Raw genomic sequence first — 16,587 nt, 5'->3', positions numbered from 1 at the left:
CTGGACGTCGATCCCGGGGTCGTCGAGCCCGTGCCGAGTCTGACGCTCCAGCCGGACCGCGATGTGCTGGCCACCGTACGGAAGCGGTAGCGGTGGGGGGGGGGGGGGGGCCCCCCCCCCCCCCCCCGGCCCCCCCCCCCCCCCCCCCCCCCCCCGGTGCGTTGTGCTGCCGAGGATCCGCCGCGGGGATATCGTCACGACGTGGACGAGGACACGAACCCCACTGGAGAACCGGCCCCCCAACCCGTGGTCTGCGCCCGCTGCGGCGTCGCCGCCGAGGGTGGCACGCCCCCGCTGGCCTGGCTCTCCTCCGTGGAGGACGGTCGGCTTCTCCACTTCTGCGAGAGCTGCGCCCGCCTCCACATCAGAGCGATCGAGAGCCGCCTCGACTCCCTCTGGTGGTGACCGCTACGCGTCGCCCGCCGCGACCGGCTCCGACTCCTCGCCCTCCGACCCGAATCCGGTCTCCCCGCTCGCCGCGTCCTCCGCCACGAACCCCGGAAGCCACGCTTCGAGTTCGTCCCGCAGCCGGACCGCCGCACCCAGCTGGCACAGCACCCCGATCGTGCTGAGCGTGACCCGGTGGATCAGGAGGTAGGACGGCGGGAGGTTCAGCTGCCTGCCCAGCTGGTGGGCGGGGGAGCGCGGGTCGGCGATCCGGGCCGCCTGGTCCCGCAGCCAGCCTCGGGAGAAGGTGAACTCCTCCACCTGCGCCGGCTCGATGATCGGGAGCAGATAGTCGAGGACCTCGTCCGGCTCCAGGTCGACCGACTCCTTCACGAACCCCTCGTCCCGCAGCCGCCCGTAGACCCCGGCCGCGTCACCCTCCAGCGTCATCCGCAGGGACTCCCCGATGGTCCCCGGCAACCCGCCCGGCAGCCGGTCGACCGTCCCGAAGTCCAGCACCCCCAGCCGCCAGTCCCCGGCAGCCTTGACGGCCCCGCCCTCTTCTGAGCCGTCCGTACCGCCGGAGCCGGCCGGGCGGTCCACCTCGCCCGGCGCGCCCCCGTCGGCCGGGGCGTCCACCGGAGGCAGCAGCCGGAAGTTGCCCGGGTGCGGGTCGGCGTGGAGGAGGCCGGTGCGGGCCGGGCCGGAGAAGAGGAAGCGCGCCAGCAGCTGCCCGGCCCGGTCCCGCTGCTCCGCCGTACCGTCCGCGATCACTTCGGCCAGCGGGATCCCGTCCATCCACTCCGTCACCAGCACCTGGTCCGACTGGTGCACCACGCCCGGGATCACCACATCGGGGTCGTCCGCGAACTCCTCCGCGTGCTCCCGCTGGGACTGCGCCTCCAGCGCGTAGTCCAGCTCCTCCGAGACCCGGTCGCGCATCTCCTTGATGAGCGGCTTGATGTCCATCCCCGGCACCAGCGGGCCGAGCAGCCGGGCGAACCGGCTGAGCTGGGCGAGGTCCGAGAGCAGCGCCTCGCCCGCACCCGGATACTGCACCTTCACGGCCACCTCACGACCGTCGTGCCACACTCCCCGGTGGACCTGCCCGATCGAGGCGGCGGCCGAAGGCTTGTCCTCGAACTCCAGGAAGTACTCCCGCCAGTCCTCGCCGATCCGCTCGGCCAGCACCGCGTGGACCGTCCCGGCGGGCAGAGGTGGAGCGGCCTCCTGCAACTTGGTCAGCGCGGCCCGATAGGGGCCCGCGATCTCCTCCGGCAGGGCCGACTCGAAGACGGAGAGGGCCTGGCCCAGCTTCATGGCCCCGCCCTTCAGCTCGCCCAGGGTCTTGAACAGCTGCTCGGCCGTGCGCTGCTGCACCTCGCGGGCGACCAGTTCGGCGGACCTGCCGCCGATCCGCTTGCCCAGACCCCAGGTGGCACGGCCGGCGAAGCCGAGCGGCAGCGCGGCCAGCTTGGCGGTACGCGTAACCGCCTTCCGGGGAAGATCAGACATGTGCCCCTCCAGTTCCCAGACTGCCGTGCCGCCGGGTCCTCCGGCATCACCCGTCGGCTGCGGTCACCCGGCCATTGTGTCCTGCGCCGGGCGTCCACCGGAGCCCCCCGCCCCTCGGTGGCGCTCGGCCGCCCCGCAGGTGCAGTCCGCATGCGGGCCGATCCGCTCGCTCCGCCACTCCAGCAGGGGCAGCGCCGCCTCCCAGCGCGCTCCGGTGCTGGCCGGCAACTCCCCGTCCAGGAACGCCAGGGCATGGGCCGCCGCGAGACCGGCGACCGCCGTGGCCAGTCCCAGATCACAGGCGGGCACCGCCGCACCCCGCCGCCCCGATCGCCACTGCGCCAGCATCCTGGGCCACTGCGAGTCCCGGTCCGCGCGGTGCAGCTCCAGACACCCCGCGCAGCCGGTGCCGCCCGGGAGCACGAGCGGCCCGACCACCCCCGTCGCCTCGATCACCCCCGCATAGAGATGAGGGATGCCGGACGCGATCCAGGGGGCGGCGGTGTCCGGCACCGGCGCGTACACCGAAAGTCCGTCCCGGGGTGCGACGACGATCAGTGACAGACCGGGCGGTGCGCCCGCCGCGCCCCGCTCCTCCCCGCCCGCCCGGGGCGCCGGTCCCGCGGCGGCCCGGCGGACGAGGCGGCGGGCCGCCGCATCGCGCCGTTCCCCCACGGCCTCGGGCGGAAGCCCGGCCGGTGCCACGTCCCCCGGCTCGGCCCGGCCCCCGTCCAGCACCTCCACGTGGCCCACCCCCGAGCCGGACAGCACCGACGCGATGGACGCCCCGACCCGCCCCGCGCCCCGCACCTGGATCCGCATCGCCCGCCGGGCCGCCATGCGGCGCAGACCCTCGCCCGGCCCGGGGTGGGCGACGGAGAGCGAGGCCACATCGGGGCGTTGACGCTCCATCACCTCGGCCCGGTGGCGCAGGGCCTCCGCCTGCGGTCCGGCGGCCCGGGGATCGTCGAGAAGGCCCGCCTCCGCCAGTCGCCTCACCAGGACGTCCACATGACGGTCCGACAGGTCCAGTGCCCGGGCCTCCTCGCGGAGCCGTGGCATCCCGCGCGTCCCGTCGAGCAGCTCCAGGAAGCTGCCCGTCGCGATGTCCACCGGACCCAGGGTCACCGCGTGCGCGGGTGTCACCCCGAACTGCACGGTGTTCCGTCCACGCCATGCCCGGCGCAGCGCGGGCTTCAACATCGGATGCAGGACTTCTCCCCCGACACGCACGGCTCTCCCCCGATCGGTTGCGTGACCGCGTGCTCGGGAGGTCCCCGGCCGCGTCGAGCCATGGCCAGCATGCGCCTCGGCGACGGAGCGTGCGCGGAGTTGTCCACAGGGAGAGGTCATTAGTCGTTTGGTCGCTCAAATGGCGCGGGTCGCACGGCGGACAGGTGGCGCGCCAGGCAGGGGACGCGCCCCCGAAGGGAAGGGAAGGGAGGGGAGAGGATCGGTGGTGAACGGGCCGGAGGCGGGACATCCTCCACGAGCAGCGGGTAACGTCTAGGCGTGCCCGCAGACCCGTCACCCGGCGTCGCCGGGGAGACCCCCGCGCGCAGCGCCGTGAGCCAGCAGCCCGGTGCGGCCGCCCCCGCGCCCCGCGCCTCGGCGGCCGGTGTGGTCGAGGTCCGCAGGAGTACCCGGCGCAGGAAGTCGGTCTCCGCGTACCGGGAGGGCAGCCGCACCGTCGTGCTCATCCCCGCCCGGATGTCGGAGGCGGAGGAGCGGCGCTGGGTGGGCGTGATGCTCGACAGGCTCGCGGCCCAGGAGAGCAAGCGGGTCCTCGGGGACGCCGAGCTGACGGAGCGGGCCGAGCGGCTGTCCGCCCAGTTCTTCGGCGGCGGCGCCCGGCCCGCCTCGGTGCGCTGGGTGACCAACCAGAACACCCGCTGGGGCTCGTGCACCCCCGCCGAGGGCAGCATCCGGCTCTCGCACCGGCTCCAGGGCATGCCGGAGTACGTCGTCGACTACGTACTCCTCCATGAGCTGGCCCATCTGCTCGTCCCCGGCCACGGCCCGGACTTCTGGCGGCTGCTGGAGGCGTACCCGCGCACCGAGCGGGCCCGCGGCTACCTCGAAGGAGTGGTGGCGGCCGATCAGCTGCCCCCACCACCGGTCGCGGACGAGGAGTGAGCCCGAAGGGCCGTGTCCGGTGGTTCTGTACCGGGTGTGTACCGGCTTGGCCGGATGTCGCGGTTTGCGGTTAGCCTGACGCGACGCATTCACCTTCGGGATGGGGGACGGTCGTTACGTATGGCCAGGGAATTCCAACGAGGCCACAAGGCCAAGCTCAGTGATCTCACACCAGGGACGGATCTGTACGTAGGTGTGCAGATCGCCGCCCCTGGACTGACCTTCGACATCAGCTGCTTCGGCCTGGACGCCAACGAACAGCTCTCGGATGACCGGTACTTCATCTTCTTCAACCAGCCGAAATCGCCCGAGGAGTCGATTCAGCTCCTCGGCGCGCAGTCCGGCGACACCGAGTCCTTCCGTGTCACGCTCGACCGCATCCCCGCAGCCATCCAGAAGCTCTCCTTCACCGCGACGATCGACGGTCCCGGACAGATGTCGCAGATCGGCCCCGGGTACATCCGGATCGTCGCCGGTGGCGAAGAGGTGGTCCGGTACGCCTTCACCGGATCGGAGTTCACCACCGAGCGCGCGGTGATGCTCGGTGACTTCTACCTGAAGGACGTCTGGCGCTTCGCCGCCGTCGGCCAGGGTTTCGACGGCGGCCTCGAAGCGCTCCTGAAGAACTTCGGCGGCGAGGTCGCCGAGGAGGAAGAGGCGCCGGCGGCCCCGCAGGCGGCACCAGGGTTCGCCCCGCCGACCCAGGCCACCGCGCCCCCGGCCTTCGCGGCCCCGCCCGCGTCCCCGGCCCCGCAGCCCGCACCGTCCTTCGGCGCCCCGCCCGCACCCGCCCCCGCGCCGCAGCAGCCGATGCACGCGGCGCCCACCATCGCTGCCCCGCTCGCCCCGCAGGCGCCCTCGCCCCTGTACGGCCAGCCCGGCCACCAGCCTCCCCCGCAGCCGCAGTTCGGGCAGATCCCGGGCCAGCGCCCCGGCCAGCCCGCCCCGCCCGCGCCCACCCCGCCCTACGGTCAGCCCGCCCCCGCGCCCTACGGTCAAACCGCCCCGGCCCCTTACGGTCAGCCCACCCCCTTCGGGCAGCAGCCCCCCGGCGCGCCCCAGGGTGTGCCGCAGGTTCTTCCGGCGGCCGGCGCCGGGCTGCAGGCGGCCCTCCATCTGTACAAGGAGACCGCCACCGGCCAGCGCTGGACCCCGCAGAACCAGCAGCTCATGCGGGTCGACCTGACCATGGGCGGCGCCGGGGTGCTGGCCCGCCAGGGCAGCATGGTGATGTACCAGGGCAAGGTGGACTTCGGCTACAAGGGGGCCGGGTTCGTCGGCCGGGTCGTCGGCAATGCCACCGGCCAGGAGATGCAGCTGATGCGGTGTACCGGCCGCGGCCAGGTATTCCTGGCCGAGGAAGGCTCGTATCTGCACCCGATGGAGCTGCAGGGCGACGCCATCTGCGTCTCCGCCGAGAGCGTCCTCGCCTTCGACGAGTCCCTCCAGTACGAGGTGCGCCGGGTCGAGGGGCACGGCATCCCCGGCGGTGCCCTGTTCACCATGCAGTTCCAGGGCACTGGCACCGTGGTCATCAAGACCCACGGCACCCCGGTCGTCCTGCCGGTCACCCCGACCACGTTCGCCGACTGCAACGCGGTGGTGGCCTGGTCGGCCGCCTCCCAGGTGATCGTCTCCAGCCAGGTCCGGCTGCGTCGCAACGCGTACCCGGGACACAGCGGCGAGACCGTGAACCTCCAGTTCCGGGGAGCGCCCGGCAACTTCATCGTCGTCCAGCCCTACGAGGTCTGAGGGAGCCCGTCATGAACCAGCAACTCGCGGGCTTCGCCCCGACCCCCGTCACGGCCCGCATGGAGAACCACGGTTCGGCCATGCTCAAGGTCGCCATGGCCTCCGGACAGGACCTCTACGCGCGCACCGGCTCGATGGTGGCGTACGAAGGGTTCATCCAGTACGAGCCCAACCCGCCCGCCGCCCGGCAGATCGCCTCCCAGTGGATCACCGGCGAGGGCGCACCCGTCATGAAGTGCTCCGGCGACGGACTGCTGTACCTCGCCGACTACGGCGCCGACGTGGTCGTCCTCAACCTGAACAACGAGTCCATCTCGGTCAACGGCACCAACCTCCTCGCCTTCGACGCCCACCTCACCTGGGGCGTCGAGCGGGTCAAGGGGATGGCCAAGTTCGCCGGCCAGGGCCTGTGGAACGTCGCCGTCCAGGGCACCGGATGGGTCGCCATCACCTCCCGGGGCACCCCGATCGTCGTCGACTGCGGACGCGGCGAGGACGAGACCTACGTCGACCCGGACGCGCTCGTCGCCTGGTCCACGAACCTCAAGGTCAAGGGGAAGCGCAGCTTCAAGGCCGGGGCCCTGATCGGCCGCGGCAGCGGCGAGGCGTACCAGATGGCCTTCTCCGGGGAGGGCATCGTCGTCGTCCAGCCGAGCGAGGACAGTACGGACCGCCTGCGGATCCGGAACTGAGGGGAGGGAACACCATGCAGAGTCCGCTTTTCAACCACACCGAGCAGCAGTCCCAGGACCGGTACACGATCCAGAACCCGCAGCTCCTGCGGGTGACGCTCACCGGACAGGACGACATCCTCGCCCGCAAGGGCGCCATGGTCGCCTACCAGGGCCTGATGGACTTCGACGGCGAATACCAGTCGCAGAACCAGCGCCACACCCGCGCCCACACCGGTGAGGGCCTGGACCTGATGCGCGTCTGCGGCCAGGGCACCGTCTACCTCGCCAACCTCGCCCAGTACATCCACGTCGTGGACGTCGACCGCGAGGGGATCACCGTGGACAGCGCCTATGTCCTCGCGCTCGACTCCTCGCTGCACACCGAGGTCATCGCGGTGGACAGCCAGTACGGCGTCTCCGGCAGCGGCAAGTACCAGCTCAACATCACCGGCACCGGCAAGGTCGCTCTCATGACCTCCGGCCAGCCGCTGATGATGCAGGTCACGCCCGACAAGTACATCAACGTGGACGCCGACGCCATCGTGGCCTGGTCCAGCGCCCTGCGGGTGCAGATGCAGGCCCAGACGCACTCCAGCGGCGTCTTCCGGCGCCGGGGCAACACCGGCGAGGGGTGGGAGCTGAGCTTCCTCGGGCAGGGCTTCGCCCTGGTCCAGCCGAGCGAGGTCATGCCCCCGCAGAACGCCCAGATCGGCCAGGGCGCGCGCGCCCAGTTCGGCATGGGCCAGCACGGTGCCCACGGCCAGAACCAGAACAACGCCTGGAACTGACCGGCATCGACCCACGGGTAAGGGGCGGCCTCTACGGAGACCGCCCCTTACGCTCAGCTACCCGCTACAGCCGTGCGCGCGCCGCTTCCAGCAGCCGTACGACGGAGGCGTCGGCCACCGAGGCCACCTCCTCGTAGCCGAACCAGCGCAGCTCCAGGGACTCCTCGCTGATCCGCTCCGCCGCCCCCGCCGGGGCCAGCGCGGCGTACTGCACGTCCAGGTGCCAGTGGCACGGCGACGGAATGGGGTGCCGGTCCAGCCGGACCGGGCCGCCCGGCAGCAGGGTGAGCCCCGTGATTCCGGACTCCTCCGTCGCCTCCCGGAGCGCCGCCGCCTCCAGCGTCGCGTCCCGCTCCTCGCAGTGCCCGCCCATCTGGAGCCACATCCGCAGCTTGCGGTGGAGGGTGAGCAGCACCTTCTCCCGCTCCGGGGCGATCACCAGAGCGCTGGCGGTCAGATGCCCGGCTCCGCACGCCTTCCACATGCCGTCGGCATGGAGCGCCAGATGGTCCAGATACGCCTGGCGCAGCTCCGTCTGGCCGTCACCGATCGCGTCGTCGGCCGGGCCCTCGGGGGCGTAGCCCTTCAGTACGAGGGTGGCGTCGTCGTGCAGCGTCACCGGTCGCGGCCGTCCTTGCCGTCCTCCGGGCCGCTCTCGCCCTCGTCCTCGACGCCCTCGGTGGTCCCGTCGCCCCCGGCGGACTTGCGCGGGTCCTTCGCCGCCTCGCCGAGCATCTTGTCCAGCTCGGAGAAGTCAGCCTGCTCGTGGTGGACGAAGCCGTCCGGGTCGTCCAGGTCGTGGGCGGTCGGCAGCATGTCCGGGTGCGCCCACAGCGCGTCGCGGCCTTCCAACCCCCGGGCGTCGGTGAGCGAGGCCCACAGCCGCGAGGCGTCCCGCAGTCGGCGCGGGCGCAGCTGGAGGCCGATGAGCGTGGCGAACGTCTGCTCGGCGGGACCACCGGAGGCGCGGCGTCGGCGCATCGTCTCGCGCAGCGCGTCCGAGGAGGTCAGCCGGGACTTCGCGGCCTCGTGGACCACGGCGTCCACCCAGCCCTCGACGAGCGCGAGAGCCGTCTCCAGCCGGGCCAGCGAGGCCTTCTGCCCGGGCGTGTCCTCGGGCTGGAACATGCCCTGTTGCAGCGCGTCCTGCAGCTGCTCGGGGTGCGAGGGGTCGAACTGGCCGACCACGTCCTCCAGCTTGCTGGTGTCGACCTTGATGCCCCGCGCGTACGACTCGACCGCGCCGAACAGGTGCGAGCGCAGCCACGGCACATGGGCGAAGAGCCGCTGGTGGGCGGCCTCGCGCAGGGCCAGATAGAGCCGCACCTCGTCCTGCGGGACGCTGAGGTCCTTGCCGAACTGCGCCACGTTCAGCGGGAGGAGCGCGGCCTTGCCCGCCGGACCCAGGGGAAGTCCGATGTCCGTGGAGCCGACCACCTCACCGGCCAGCACCCCCACGGCCTGCCCGATCTGCTGGCCGAACATGGCGCCGCCCATCGACCGCATCATGCCGATCAGCGGGCCCGCCATGGCCTGCATCTCCTCGGGCAGCACGTCGCCCATCGCCGCCCCCACCCGCTCGGCCACCGGGTCGACCAGCTGCTGCCAGGCGGGCAGCGACGCCTCGACCCACTCCGCGCGGCTCCACGCCACGGTGGAGACCGAACCGGAGGGCAGCGACGTGGCACCGTCCAGCCAGAGGTCGGCCAGGCGCAGCGCCTCGTCGACCGCCGTCCGCTCGGCGGGGCCCACGCTCGCGTCCTTCGTGCCGTCCGACGTGCCCTGCGAGACGGTCTGGCGGGCGATCTGCTTGGCCATGTCCCAGTTCACCGGACCGCCCTCGTAGCTCAGCATCTGGCCGAGCTGCTGGAAGGCCGCGCCGAGATCGGTCGGATTCATCGACCCGAACATCGCGGCGAACGGGTTGTCGCCGCCCGCTCCCGGCCCGAAACCGAACGGGTTCCCCGGCCCGCCCGCGCTCTGCCCACCTTCGGTGGGGTCCTTCTTCTTGCCCTTGTCGCCGTCGTCCGGCTCCTCCGGCGGAAGGCCGAATCCGAATGGGGTGTCACTCACGGGTTTCCTCGGCTCCTAGGGCCGTCGGCTCGAGCCGACGGCGACTGCCCGACATCACCATCCAGCGTAGACACCACGCCCGCTTCGGGCCTCAGTGCTCCGCCGACTCGCGGCCTGCGGCAGGATGGACGCCACCTGGTACGTACGCGTCATTCGGGTACGTACTGAAGACAACCGCTGGAGACGCCCGGTGAGTTCCCCAGACCCGCAGGTTCGCGCAGCGCGAAACCTGACCGACCCCTCGCCCGAAAGCACACCCGGGAGGAAACGTCCCAGGAGCCGGGGCCCCGTCGTCGCGGTCACCGGTGCCGCGACCGGCGTCGGTGAGCTGCTGACCGCCCACCTCGCCGCGTCCGACGAGATCAAGCAGGTCATCGCGATCGACGAGCGGCGCGGTGAGGTCTCCGAGGCGACCTGGCACATCCTGGACGTCCGCGACCCGGCCATCGCCGAGAAGCTGCGCGGCGCGGACGTCGTCGTCCACCTGGCGCTCGACCTCGACCTGGAGACCGATCCCGCCGCCCGCACCGCGTACAACGTACGGGGCACCCAGACCGTCCTCACCGCGGCGGCCGCCGCAGGGATCCACCGGGTCGTGCTGTGCACCTCCGCGATGGTCTACGGGGCGCTCGCCGACAACGACGTGCCGCTCTCCGAGGACGCCGAGCTGCGCGCCACCGCCGAGGCCACCGGCGTCGGCGACCTCCTGGAGATCGAACGGCTCGGCCGCCGCGCCCCCCGCGCCCACCCCGGGCTCAACGTCACCGTCGTACGCCCCACCGTCCTGGTCGGCGGCACCGACACCGCCCTGACCCGCTACTTCGAGTCACCGCGTCTCCTGGTGGTCGCCGGTTCCCGCCCCACCTGGCAGTTCTGCCACGTCGACGACCTGGTGACGGCCCTGGAGTACGCGGCCCTGGGGAGGATCGACGGGGAGTTCGCGGTCGGCTGCGACGGCTGGCTCGAACAGGAGGAGGTCGAGGAGCTGAGCGGCGTACGCCGGATGGAGCTGCCCTCCGCCGTCGCCCTGGGGGCGGCCGCCCGGCTGCACCGCATCGGGCTCACCCCGTCCCCGGCCGGCGACCTCGCGTACACGATGCACCCCTGGGTGGTCAGCGTGAGTCGGCTGCACGACGCCGGGTGGCGGCCGAAGTGGACCAACGAGGAGGTACTCGGCGCGCTCCTGGAAGAGGTCGAGGGGCGCCACACGGTCGCCGGACGCAGGCTCGGCCGCAAGGACGCCACCGCCGTCTCCGCCACTGCCGCCGGGGCCACCGTCGCCCTGCTGGGCACGGCCGCTCTCGTCCGCCGCGCCCGCAAGGCCCGCCGCCGCATCTGACACCCCCCGGCCCACCGATGTCCACAGCCCTGTAGAAGGCTCCAACACGGCCAGGTGTCCGCAGGTCGAACAGGCAGTTCCGTGTTGTCGGTGCCGTACGGCACGATGGGGGCATGGCACGTACCCAGGACCACCCCGGCGAGCAGGCGGCCGCCGCTCCCATCCGGCTGCTGGCGATCCGGGAGGGCGCACTCTCCGTCGACGAGGTCTTCCGTGCCGTCGGGGACGACGCCGCGGGCGGCATCGCGCTCTTCGTCGGCACCGTGCGCAACCATGACGGCGGTCAGGACGTCGGCGCGCTCGGCTACTCCTGCCACCCCTCCGCCGAGGACGAGCTGCGCCGAGTGGCGGAGAAGGTCGTCGCCGACTTCCCGGTCCGCGGCCTCGCCGCCGTCCACCGGGTGGGTGAACTGGAGGTGGGCGATCTGGCGGTGGTCGTCGCCGTCGCCTGCCCGCACCGCGCGGAGGCCTTCGCCGCCTGCCGCAAGCTCATCGACGACCTCAAGCACGAGGTCCCGATCTGGAAACACCAGCGTTTCTCCGACGGTACGGAGGAGTGGGTCGGCGCCTGCTGAGCGCAAACCGGACCGGGGCGCATCAGCCCCGATTTGCGTAACCGCACCCCTGCCGTGAGCGTTGGTCTTCCGGATCGTTAATCTGCGGATCGACCACTCGGTCGCTCATGGGGTAGGGAGGTCGTGATGGCGGCACTCGCTTGGCTGTTGATTCCACTTTTCGCTGCTGTCGGTGGTGCGATATGGGCGAGCTGGGCTGCTCGCAACCGCACGACCGGCGATATCACCGAACTCGCCGGGTACGCCAGATTCCGGGACGCGATGGAGAAATCGCACTCCGGTTCCGGAGCACTCTGAGGCCGTCGAAGCCGCGTGACCACCCGTCCGCCGCGCTCCGGCCGCTCCCCGGACGGACCGGCCCCGACGGTGGACCTACGGGCCCTTCCCGTACTGTCGTTCCATGCCACGCCGCACCGCGACGATGCTCGCCTCCACCCTCATCCTCATCGCGCTGTTCTGCGCAGGCCTGCTGATCAAAGTGCCGTACTCGGAGATGTCTCCCGGACCGACGGTGAACACGCTGGGCGAGGCGCGTGGCGAACCGGTACTGCGGATCTCCGGACGCACGACCTACCCGACCTCCGGGCATCTCAACATGACGACGGTCCGGGTCACCGGAGCGGACTACCGGATGAACCTGGGCCAGGCCGTCTGGGGCTGGCTGGCCCACGACAGCGTCGTCGTCCCGCACGACACCCTCTACCCGGACGGCAAGACCGAGGAGCAGTCGACCCAGGAGAACGCCGAGGAGTTCAGCCAGTCCCAGGAGAGCGCCAAGGTCGCCGCCCTGAAGGAGCTGAACATCCCGGTCGCCACCCAGGTCGTGGTCGCCACCGTGGTCAAGGGCAGCCCCGCCGAGGGCAGGCTGCACGCGGGTGACGTGATCAAGGCCGTGGACGGCACCGTGGTGGAGGAACCCGGGGACGTCGCCGAGCTGGTCACCAAGCACCAGCCCGGCGAGGACGTCACCTTCACCGTCGTCCCGGCGAAGGAGGCGGCCGCCGCCGAGAAGGCCGGACGGGCTCCCGAGGGCGGCCGGAAGGTCACCATCACCACAAAGAAGGCGCCCGCCGCGGAGAAGGGCGGCAAGGACCGGGCCATCGTCGGGATCAGGGCCGGGACGGACCACACCTTCCCGTTCGAGATCGACATCAAGCTCGCGGACGTCGGCGGTCCCAGCGCCGGGCTGATGTTCTCCCTGGGCATCATCGACAAGCTCACCCCGGGCGATCTGACCGGCGGCAAGTTCGTCGCCGGCACCGGGACCATCGACGAAGCGGGCAAGGTCGGCCCGATCGGCGGGATCACCATGAAGCTGGTCGGGGCCCGGGACGCGGGTGCCCGCTACTTCCTCACCCCCGACGAGAACTGCGCCGCGGCCGCCGCGGACACCCCGGACGGACTGACCCTGGTCCGGGTCACGTCCCTGGACGACGCGCGCAGGTCGCTGGAGCGGATCAGCGCGGGGAAGACCGGCGCACTGCCGAGCTGCTCGACGAGCTGACCGCCCGGGCCGACGGGCGACCGGCCGCGTCCGCCCCGGCGGCAGGGCCGAAGCCCGCGCCCGGCCCGGTGGTTCGGCCACCGGGCCGGGCGCGACGGGCCGTCAGGCCTCGAACGTCGCCGCGAGGGCCTCGGCAAGCCCCGGCACCAGGCCGGCGCCGGTCAGCACCTCGGTGGGGGAGTCCTTCTCGCGCAGCCGTACGGCGGACTCGCGCGCCCCGTCCCGCAGCACGGCCACGGTCATCCGCACCTCCTGCCGGTCCGGGTGCCTGGCCACCCACTGCGTGAGCTGCTTGTCGCTGAGCCCTTCCGGTACGGAGGCCTCGGCGGAGGGCGGCAGCATCAGCCGCTCCACGGTCATGGCGCAGCCGGCCACGGCGTCGGGCCAGGCGATGGTGCCGAGGAACTCGTCCAGGGCGGTTCCGGCGGGCAGCTCGTCCTGCTCGATCGGGGTGAGGGGGGCGGCGGGGGCCGCGGTGTCGTCCAGCCCGAGCTGGCTGGCCAGACCCGGCTCCTGGGCCCGCAGCCGGGCGGTGTCGACCAGGGCGAACAGCCGGGCGGGCTGGTCCCAGCCGAGGGTGGAGGCGTAGGCGTCGATTTCGAGGACGGCGACGGTGAGCGGGCTCGCGGCCATCGGGGGTCCTGCGGGGGAAACATTGGGCATGGCAATATCCTGCCTCCTTCGGCCCCGGTATCGGGAACTAGGTAAAGCTTCAGTAAGTTGCATAGGTGGGCTCTGCTACCGCCGGGCCCCGCTCCACACGACCCGCGAACTTCGAGGTGCGCACGTTGGCTTTCCAGATGCCGGACCGCGGCGGAGGCCCCACGGGGCCACGGATCAGTGTCGGCCGCCCGTCCCGGCGCGTCCGTACCCTGCTCATGACCTTGGGGGTCCTGGCGGTTCTCGCCATGGCCTTCGTCATGTTCGCCGGGTTCTGGACGGACTGGCTCTGGTACCGGTCGGTCAGGTACTCCTCCGTCTTCACCACCACCCTGTGGACCAAGGTCGGACTGTTCCTCGTCTTCGGACTGCTGATGGCCCTGGCCATCGGTGTGAACATCTGGCTCGCGCACCGGCTCAGGCCGCCGTTGAGCGCGATGTCGCTGGAGCAGCAGAGCCTGGACCGCTACCGGATGAGCGTCGCCCCCTTCAAGAAGTGGGTGCTGCTCGCCGTCACGGCGCTCGTCGGACTGATCGCCGGAGCCTCAGCCTCCGGCCAGTGGCGCACCTGGCTGATGTACGTCAACGGGGTGCCGTTCGGCACGAAGGACCCCCAGTTCCAGATGGACGTCGCCTTCTACGCCTTCGACCTGCCGTTCTACCGCTTCCTGCTGGGCTTCGGCTTCGCGGCGACCGTGCTCTCGCTGATCGCCGCGGCCCTGACCCACTACCTGTACGGCGGGCTGCGCATCACCAGCCCCGGCGCCCGCGCCACCGGTGCGGCCACGGGCCACCTCTCGGTGCTGCTCGGCATCTTCGTCTCGCTGAAGGCCGTGGCCTACTGGCTCGACCGGTACGGTCTCGCGGTGAAGTCCAGTGACTTCAAGGCCGCGGAGAACTGGACGGGCCTGCGGTACGTCGACGCCAACGCCTACCTCCCGGCGAAGACCATCCTGTTCTGCATCGCGGCCATCTGCGCCGTGCTCTTCTTCGCGACGCTGTGGCGCCGCACCTGGCAGCTGCCGGTCATCGGCTTCGGCCTGATGGTGCTCTCGGCGATCCTCATCGGCGGGCTCTACCCGGCGATCGTGCAGAAGTTCCAGGTCCAGCCGAACGAGCAGGCCAAGGAAGCCCCCTTCATCCAGAAGAACATCGACGCCACCCGCGATGCGTACGACATCGACAAGGCGCAGATGGAGGACTACTCCGGCCAGGCCACCACGACCGACGACACCAAGCTCCGTGCCGCCGCCAACACGGCCGCCAGCTACCGCGTGATGGACCCCAACGTGGTCTCCCCGGCCTTCCAGCAGCTCCAGCAGCGGAGGAACTACTACCAGTTCCCCAAGACGCTCGACGTCGACCGCTACAAGGGCGAGGACGGCAAGGAGCAGGACACGATCATCGGTCTGCGCGAGCTGAACATCCAGGGCCTGCCCAAGCGGAACTGGATCAACGACCACTTCACGTACACCCACGGCTACGGCGCCATCGCGGCCCGAGGCACGACCACCGGCAAGAACCCGACGGGCTCCCCGGACTTCACCGAGTCCGGTCTGCCGTCCACCGGTGAGTTCGGGGAGTACGAGCAGCGGATCTACTACGGGGAGAAGACCGAGCAGTACTCCATCGTCGGCGGCCCCCAGAAGGAGCTCGACTACGAGGAGGACGGCGAGAAGACCACCAGCTACAAGGGCGACAGCGGGGTCAGCCTCTCCAACACCTTCAACCGCGCGGCGTACGCGGTCTCCTTCAGCGAGCCGCAGATCCTGTATTCGGGAGCCATCGGTGAGGGCTCGCGGATCCTGTACAACCGCACGCCCAAGGAGCGCGTCGAAGCCGTCGCCCCCTGGCTGACGATCGACGGCGACGCCTACCCGGCGATCGTCGACGGCCGGATCCAGTGGATCGTGGACGCCTACACCACGACCAACGGCTATCCGTACGCGTCCCGGACGACGCTCGGCGACACCACGGCCGACTCGCTGACCACCAACCAGCGCGCGGTCGTCGCCCAGCAGAACCAGGTCAACTACATCCGCAACTCGGTGAAGGCCACCGTCGACGCGTACGACGGCAAGGTCAAGCTCTACGAGTGGGACACCAAGGACCCGGTCCTCAAGACGTGGCGCAAGGCGTTCCCGGGCACGGTGGAGGCCCGCTCGAAGATTCCGCAGTCGCTCATGGACCACCTGCGCTACCCGCAGGACCTCTTCAAGGTCCAGCGTGAGCTGCTGACCCGTTACCACGTCCAGGACCCCGCGCAGTTCTACAGCGGCTCCGACGCGTGGCAGGTGCCGAACGACCCGACCACCAAGGACTCGGGCTCCGTTCCGCCGTACTACCTGTCCATGAAGATGCCGGGCCAGGACGAGCAGGCGTTCTCGCTGACCACCACCTTCACCCCCAGGGGGCGGCCGAACCTCGGCGCCTTCATGGCGGTGAACGCGGACGCGGCCAGCAAGGACTACGGCACGATGAGGCTGCTCCGGGTCACCTCCACGGTGAAGGGCCCGGGCCAGGTACAGAGTGAGCTGAACGGCAACGACGACGTCGCCGAGTTCGTGAGGAACCTCAAGGGCACGGACTCCGACATCGACTACGGCAACCTGCTGACGGTTCCGCTCGAAGGCGGCTTCCTCTACATCGAGCCCGTCTACACGCGCGGTGGCAACCAGAACTACCCGCTGCTGCGCAAGGTGGCCGCCTCGTTCGGCTCGAAGATCGTCTTCGAGAACAACCTGGGAGACGCGCTCAACGCGGTCTTCGGGGTCGACGGCGATACGGATCCGACCCCCGACCCGAGCGAGCCGCCGGGCGACACCACCAAGCCCCCGGCCACCGGCACCGAAGCGCTGAAGAAGGCCATCGCGGACGCCCAGAAGGCGTACGAGGACGGTGAGGCGGCGCTGAAGGAGCAGGACTGGCCGGCCTACGGCAAGGCGCAGGACGCCCTCCAGGAGGCCCTGGAGCGGGCGGCCAAGGCCCAGCCCACGGGCGGGTCCGAGGGCGAGAAGGCGGACGCCCCGGAGAAGGACGGCGGAGCCGATCCGGCCAAGAAGCCCGATGAGGGCGAGGGTGCCAAGAAGCCCGACGGCGAGGCGGCCAAGCCGGAGGACAGCGGCGGCGACCAGGGCACCTGAGAAGGCCCCACCCCGCGTCGTGATACGGTGTGAACACAACG

14 protein-coding genes are annotated in these 16,587 nt (G+C 71.3%); 9 read left to right on the top strand and 5 right to left on the bottom strand.

What is annotated here, in order from left to right:
* Positions 1 to 201 precede the first annotated feature (201 nt).
* The gene (locus tag AC0682_RS05675) at positions 202 to 405 is read left to right on the top strand and encodes a hypothetical protein (RefSeq protein WP_478531092.1); all 204 of its coding nucleotides are present in this window, start codon (positions 202 to 204) and stop codon (positions 403 to 405) included.
* 3 nt (positions 406 to 408) lie between these two features.
* On the opposite strand, the gene AC0682_RS05670 is transcribed toward AC0682_RS05675, so the two are convergent.
* Positions 409 to 1,902 (bottom strand): ABC1 kinase family protein, encoded by a 1,494-nt coding sequence (locus AC0682_RS05670; protein WP_478531091.1) that lies wholly within the window; start codon positions 1,900 to 1,902, stop codon positions 409 to 411.
* Positions 1,903 to 1,965: 63 nt separating this feature from the next.
* Positions 1,966 to 3,114 (bottom strand): ThiF family adenylyltransferase, encoded by a 1,149-nt coding sequence (locus tag AC0682_RS05665; RefSeq protein ID WP_478531106.1) that lies wholly within the window; start codon positions 3,112 to 3,114, stop codon positions 1,966 to 1,968.
* Positions 3,115 to 3,414: 300 nt separating this feature from the next.
* On the opposite strand from AC0682_RS05665, the gene AC0682_RS05660 reads away from it, so the two are divergent.
* From AC0682_RS05660 to AC0682_RS05645, 4 genes are all read left to right on the top strand, one after another.
* Positions 3,415 to 4,038: a M48 metallopeptidase family protein gene (locus AC0682_RS05660; RefSeq protein ID WP_478531089.1), complete on the top strand. Its 624-nt coding sequence runs from the start codon at positions 3,415 to 3,417 to the stop codon at positions 4,036 to 4,038.
* A 120-nt stretch (positions 4,039 to 4,158) separates the two neighbouring features.
* Positions 4,159 to 5,790, top strand: coding sequence for a TerD family protein (locus AC0682_RS05655; RefSeq protein ID WP_478531088.1), 1,632 nt, complete (start codon positions 4,159 to 4,161; stop codon positions 5,788 to 5,790).
* A gap of 11 nt (positions 5,791 to 5,801) precedes the next feature.
* On the top strand, positions 5,802 to 6,482 hold the full coding sequence (locus AC0682_RS05650) for an AIM24 family protein (protein WP_254811724.1): 681 nt from the start codon (positions 5,802 to 5,804) through the stop codon (positions 6,480 to 6,482).
* Positions 6,483 to 6,496: 14 nt separating this feature from the next.
* Positions 6,497 to 7,252 (top strand): AIM24 family protein, encoded by a 756-nt coding sequence (locus AC0682_RS05645; RefSeq protein WP_478531087.1) that lies wholly within the window; start codon positions 6,497 to 6,499, stop codon positions 7,250 to 7,252.
* Positions 7,253 to 7,316: 64 nt separating this feature from the next.
* Here AC0682_RS05645 and AC0682_RS05640 read toward each other — a convergent pair whose 3' ends face one another.
* Positions 7,317 to 7,871, bottom strand: a complete 555-nt coding sequence (locus AC0682_RS05640) for an NUDIX hydrolase (RefSeq protein WP_254811722.1) — start codon at positions 7,869 to 7,871, stop codon at positions 7,317 to 7,319.
* Positions 7,868 to 9,325, bottom strand: coding sequence for a zinc-dependent metalloprotease (locus AC0682_RS05635; RefSeq protein ID WP_254811721.1), 1,458 nt, complete (start codon positions 9,323 to 9,325; stop codon positions 7,868 to 7,870). The genes AC0682_RS05640 and AC0682_RS05635 overlap by 4 nt, the downstream gene beginning before the upstream one ends.
* Positions 9,326 to 9,515: 190 nt before the next feature.
* On the opposite strand from AC0682_RS05635, the gene AC0682_RS05630 reads away from it, so the two are divergent.
* The 3 genes from AC0682_RS05630 (at position 9,516) to AC0682_RS05620 (ending at position 12,743) form a co-directional block, all read left to right on the top strand.
* Entirely contained in the window at positions 9,516 to 10,664 is a 1,149-nt protein-coding gene (locus AC0682_RS05630) for an SDR family oxidoreductase (protein ID WP_478531086.1), read from the top strand.
* A 113-nt stretch (positions 10,665 to 10,777) separates the two neighbouring features.
* Complete coding sequence (locus AC0682_RS05625) at positions 10,778 to 11,239, top strand: molybdenum cofactor biosynthesis protein MoaE (protein WP_254811719.1); 462 nt, start codon at positions 10,778 to 10,780, stop codon at positions 11,237 to 11,239.
* Positions 11,240 to 11,639: 400 nt separating this feature from the next.
* The gene (locus AC0682_RS05620; RefSeq protein ID WP_478531084.1) at positions 11,640 to 12,743 is read left to right on the top strand and encodes a YlbL family protein; all 1,104 of its coding nucleotides are present in this window, start codon (positions 11,640 to 11,642) and stop codon (positions 12,741 to 12,743) included.
* A 102-nt stretch (positions 12,744 to 12,845) separates the two neighbouring features.
* On the opposite strand, the gene AC0682_RS05615 is transcribed toward AC0682_RS05620, so the two are convergent.
* Positions 12,846 to 13,406, bottom strand: a complete 561-nt coding sequence (locus AC0682_RS05615) for a PPA1309 family protein (protein ID WP_254811717.1) — start codon at positions 13,404 to 13,406, stop codon at positions 12,846 to 12,848.
* 137 nt (positions 13,407 to 13,543) lie between these two features.
* Between AC0682_RS05615 and AC0682_RS05610 the strand changes: the two genes are divergently transcribed.
* Positions 13,544 to 16,546, top strand: a complete 3,003-nt coding sequence (locus tag AC0682_RS05610) for a UPF0182 family membrane protein (protein WP_254813191.1) — start codon at positions 13,544 to 13,546, stop codon at positions 16,544 to 16,546.
* Positions 16,547 to 16,587: the final 41 nt, after the last annotated feature.

The sequence above is a fragment of the Streptomyces sp. NPDC043746 genome, assembly GCF_056436485.1.
Note: the sequence above shows the minus strand (reverse complement) of the source record. Positions and strands in the feature narration are given on the sequence as shown.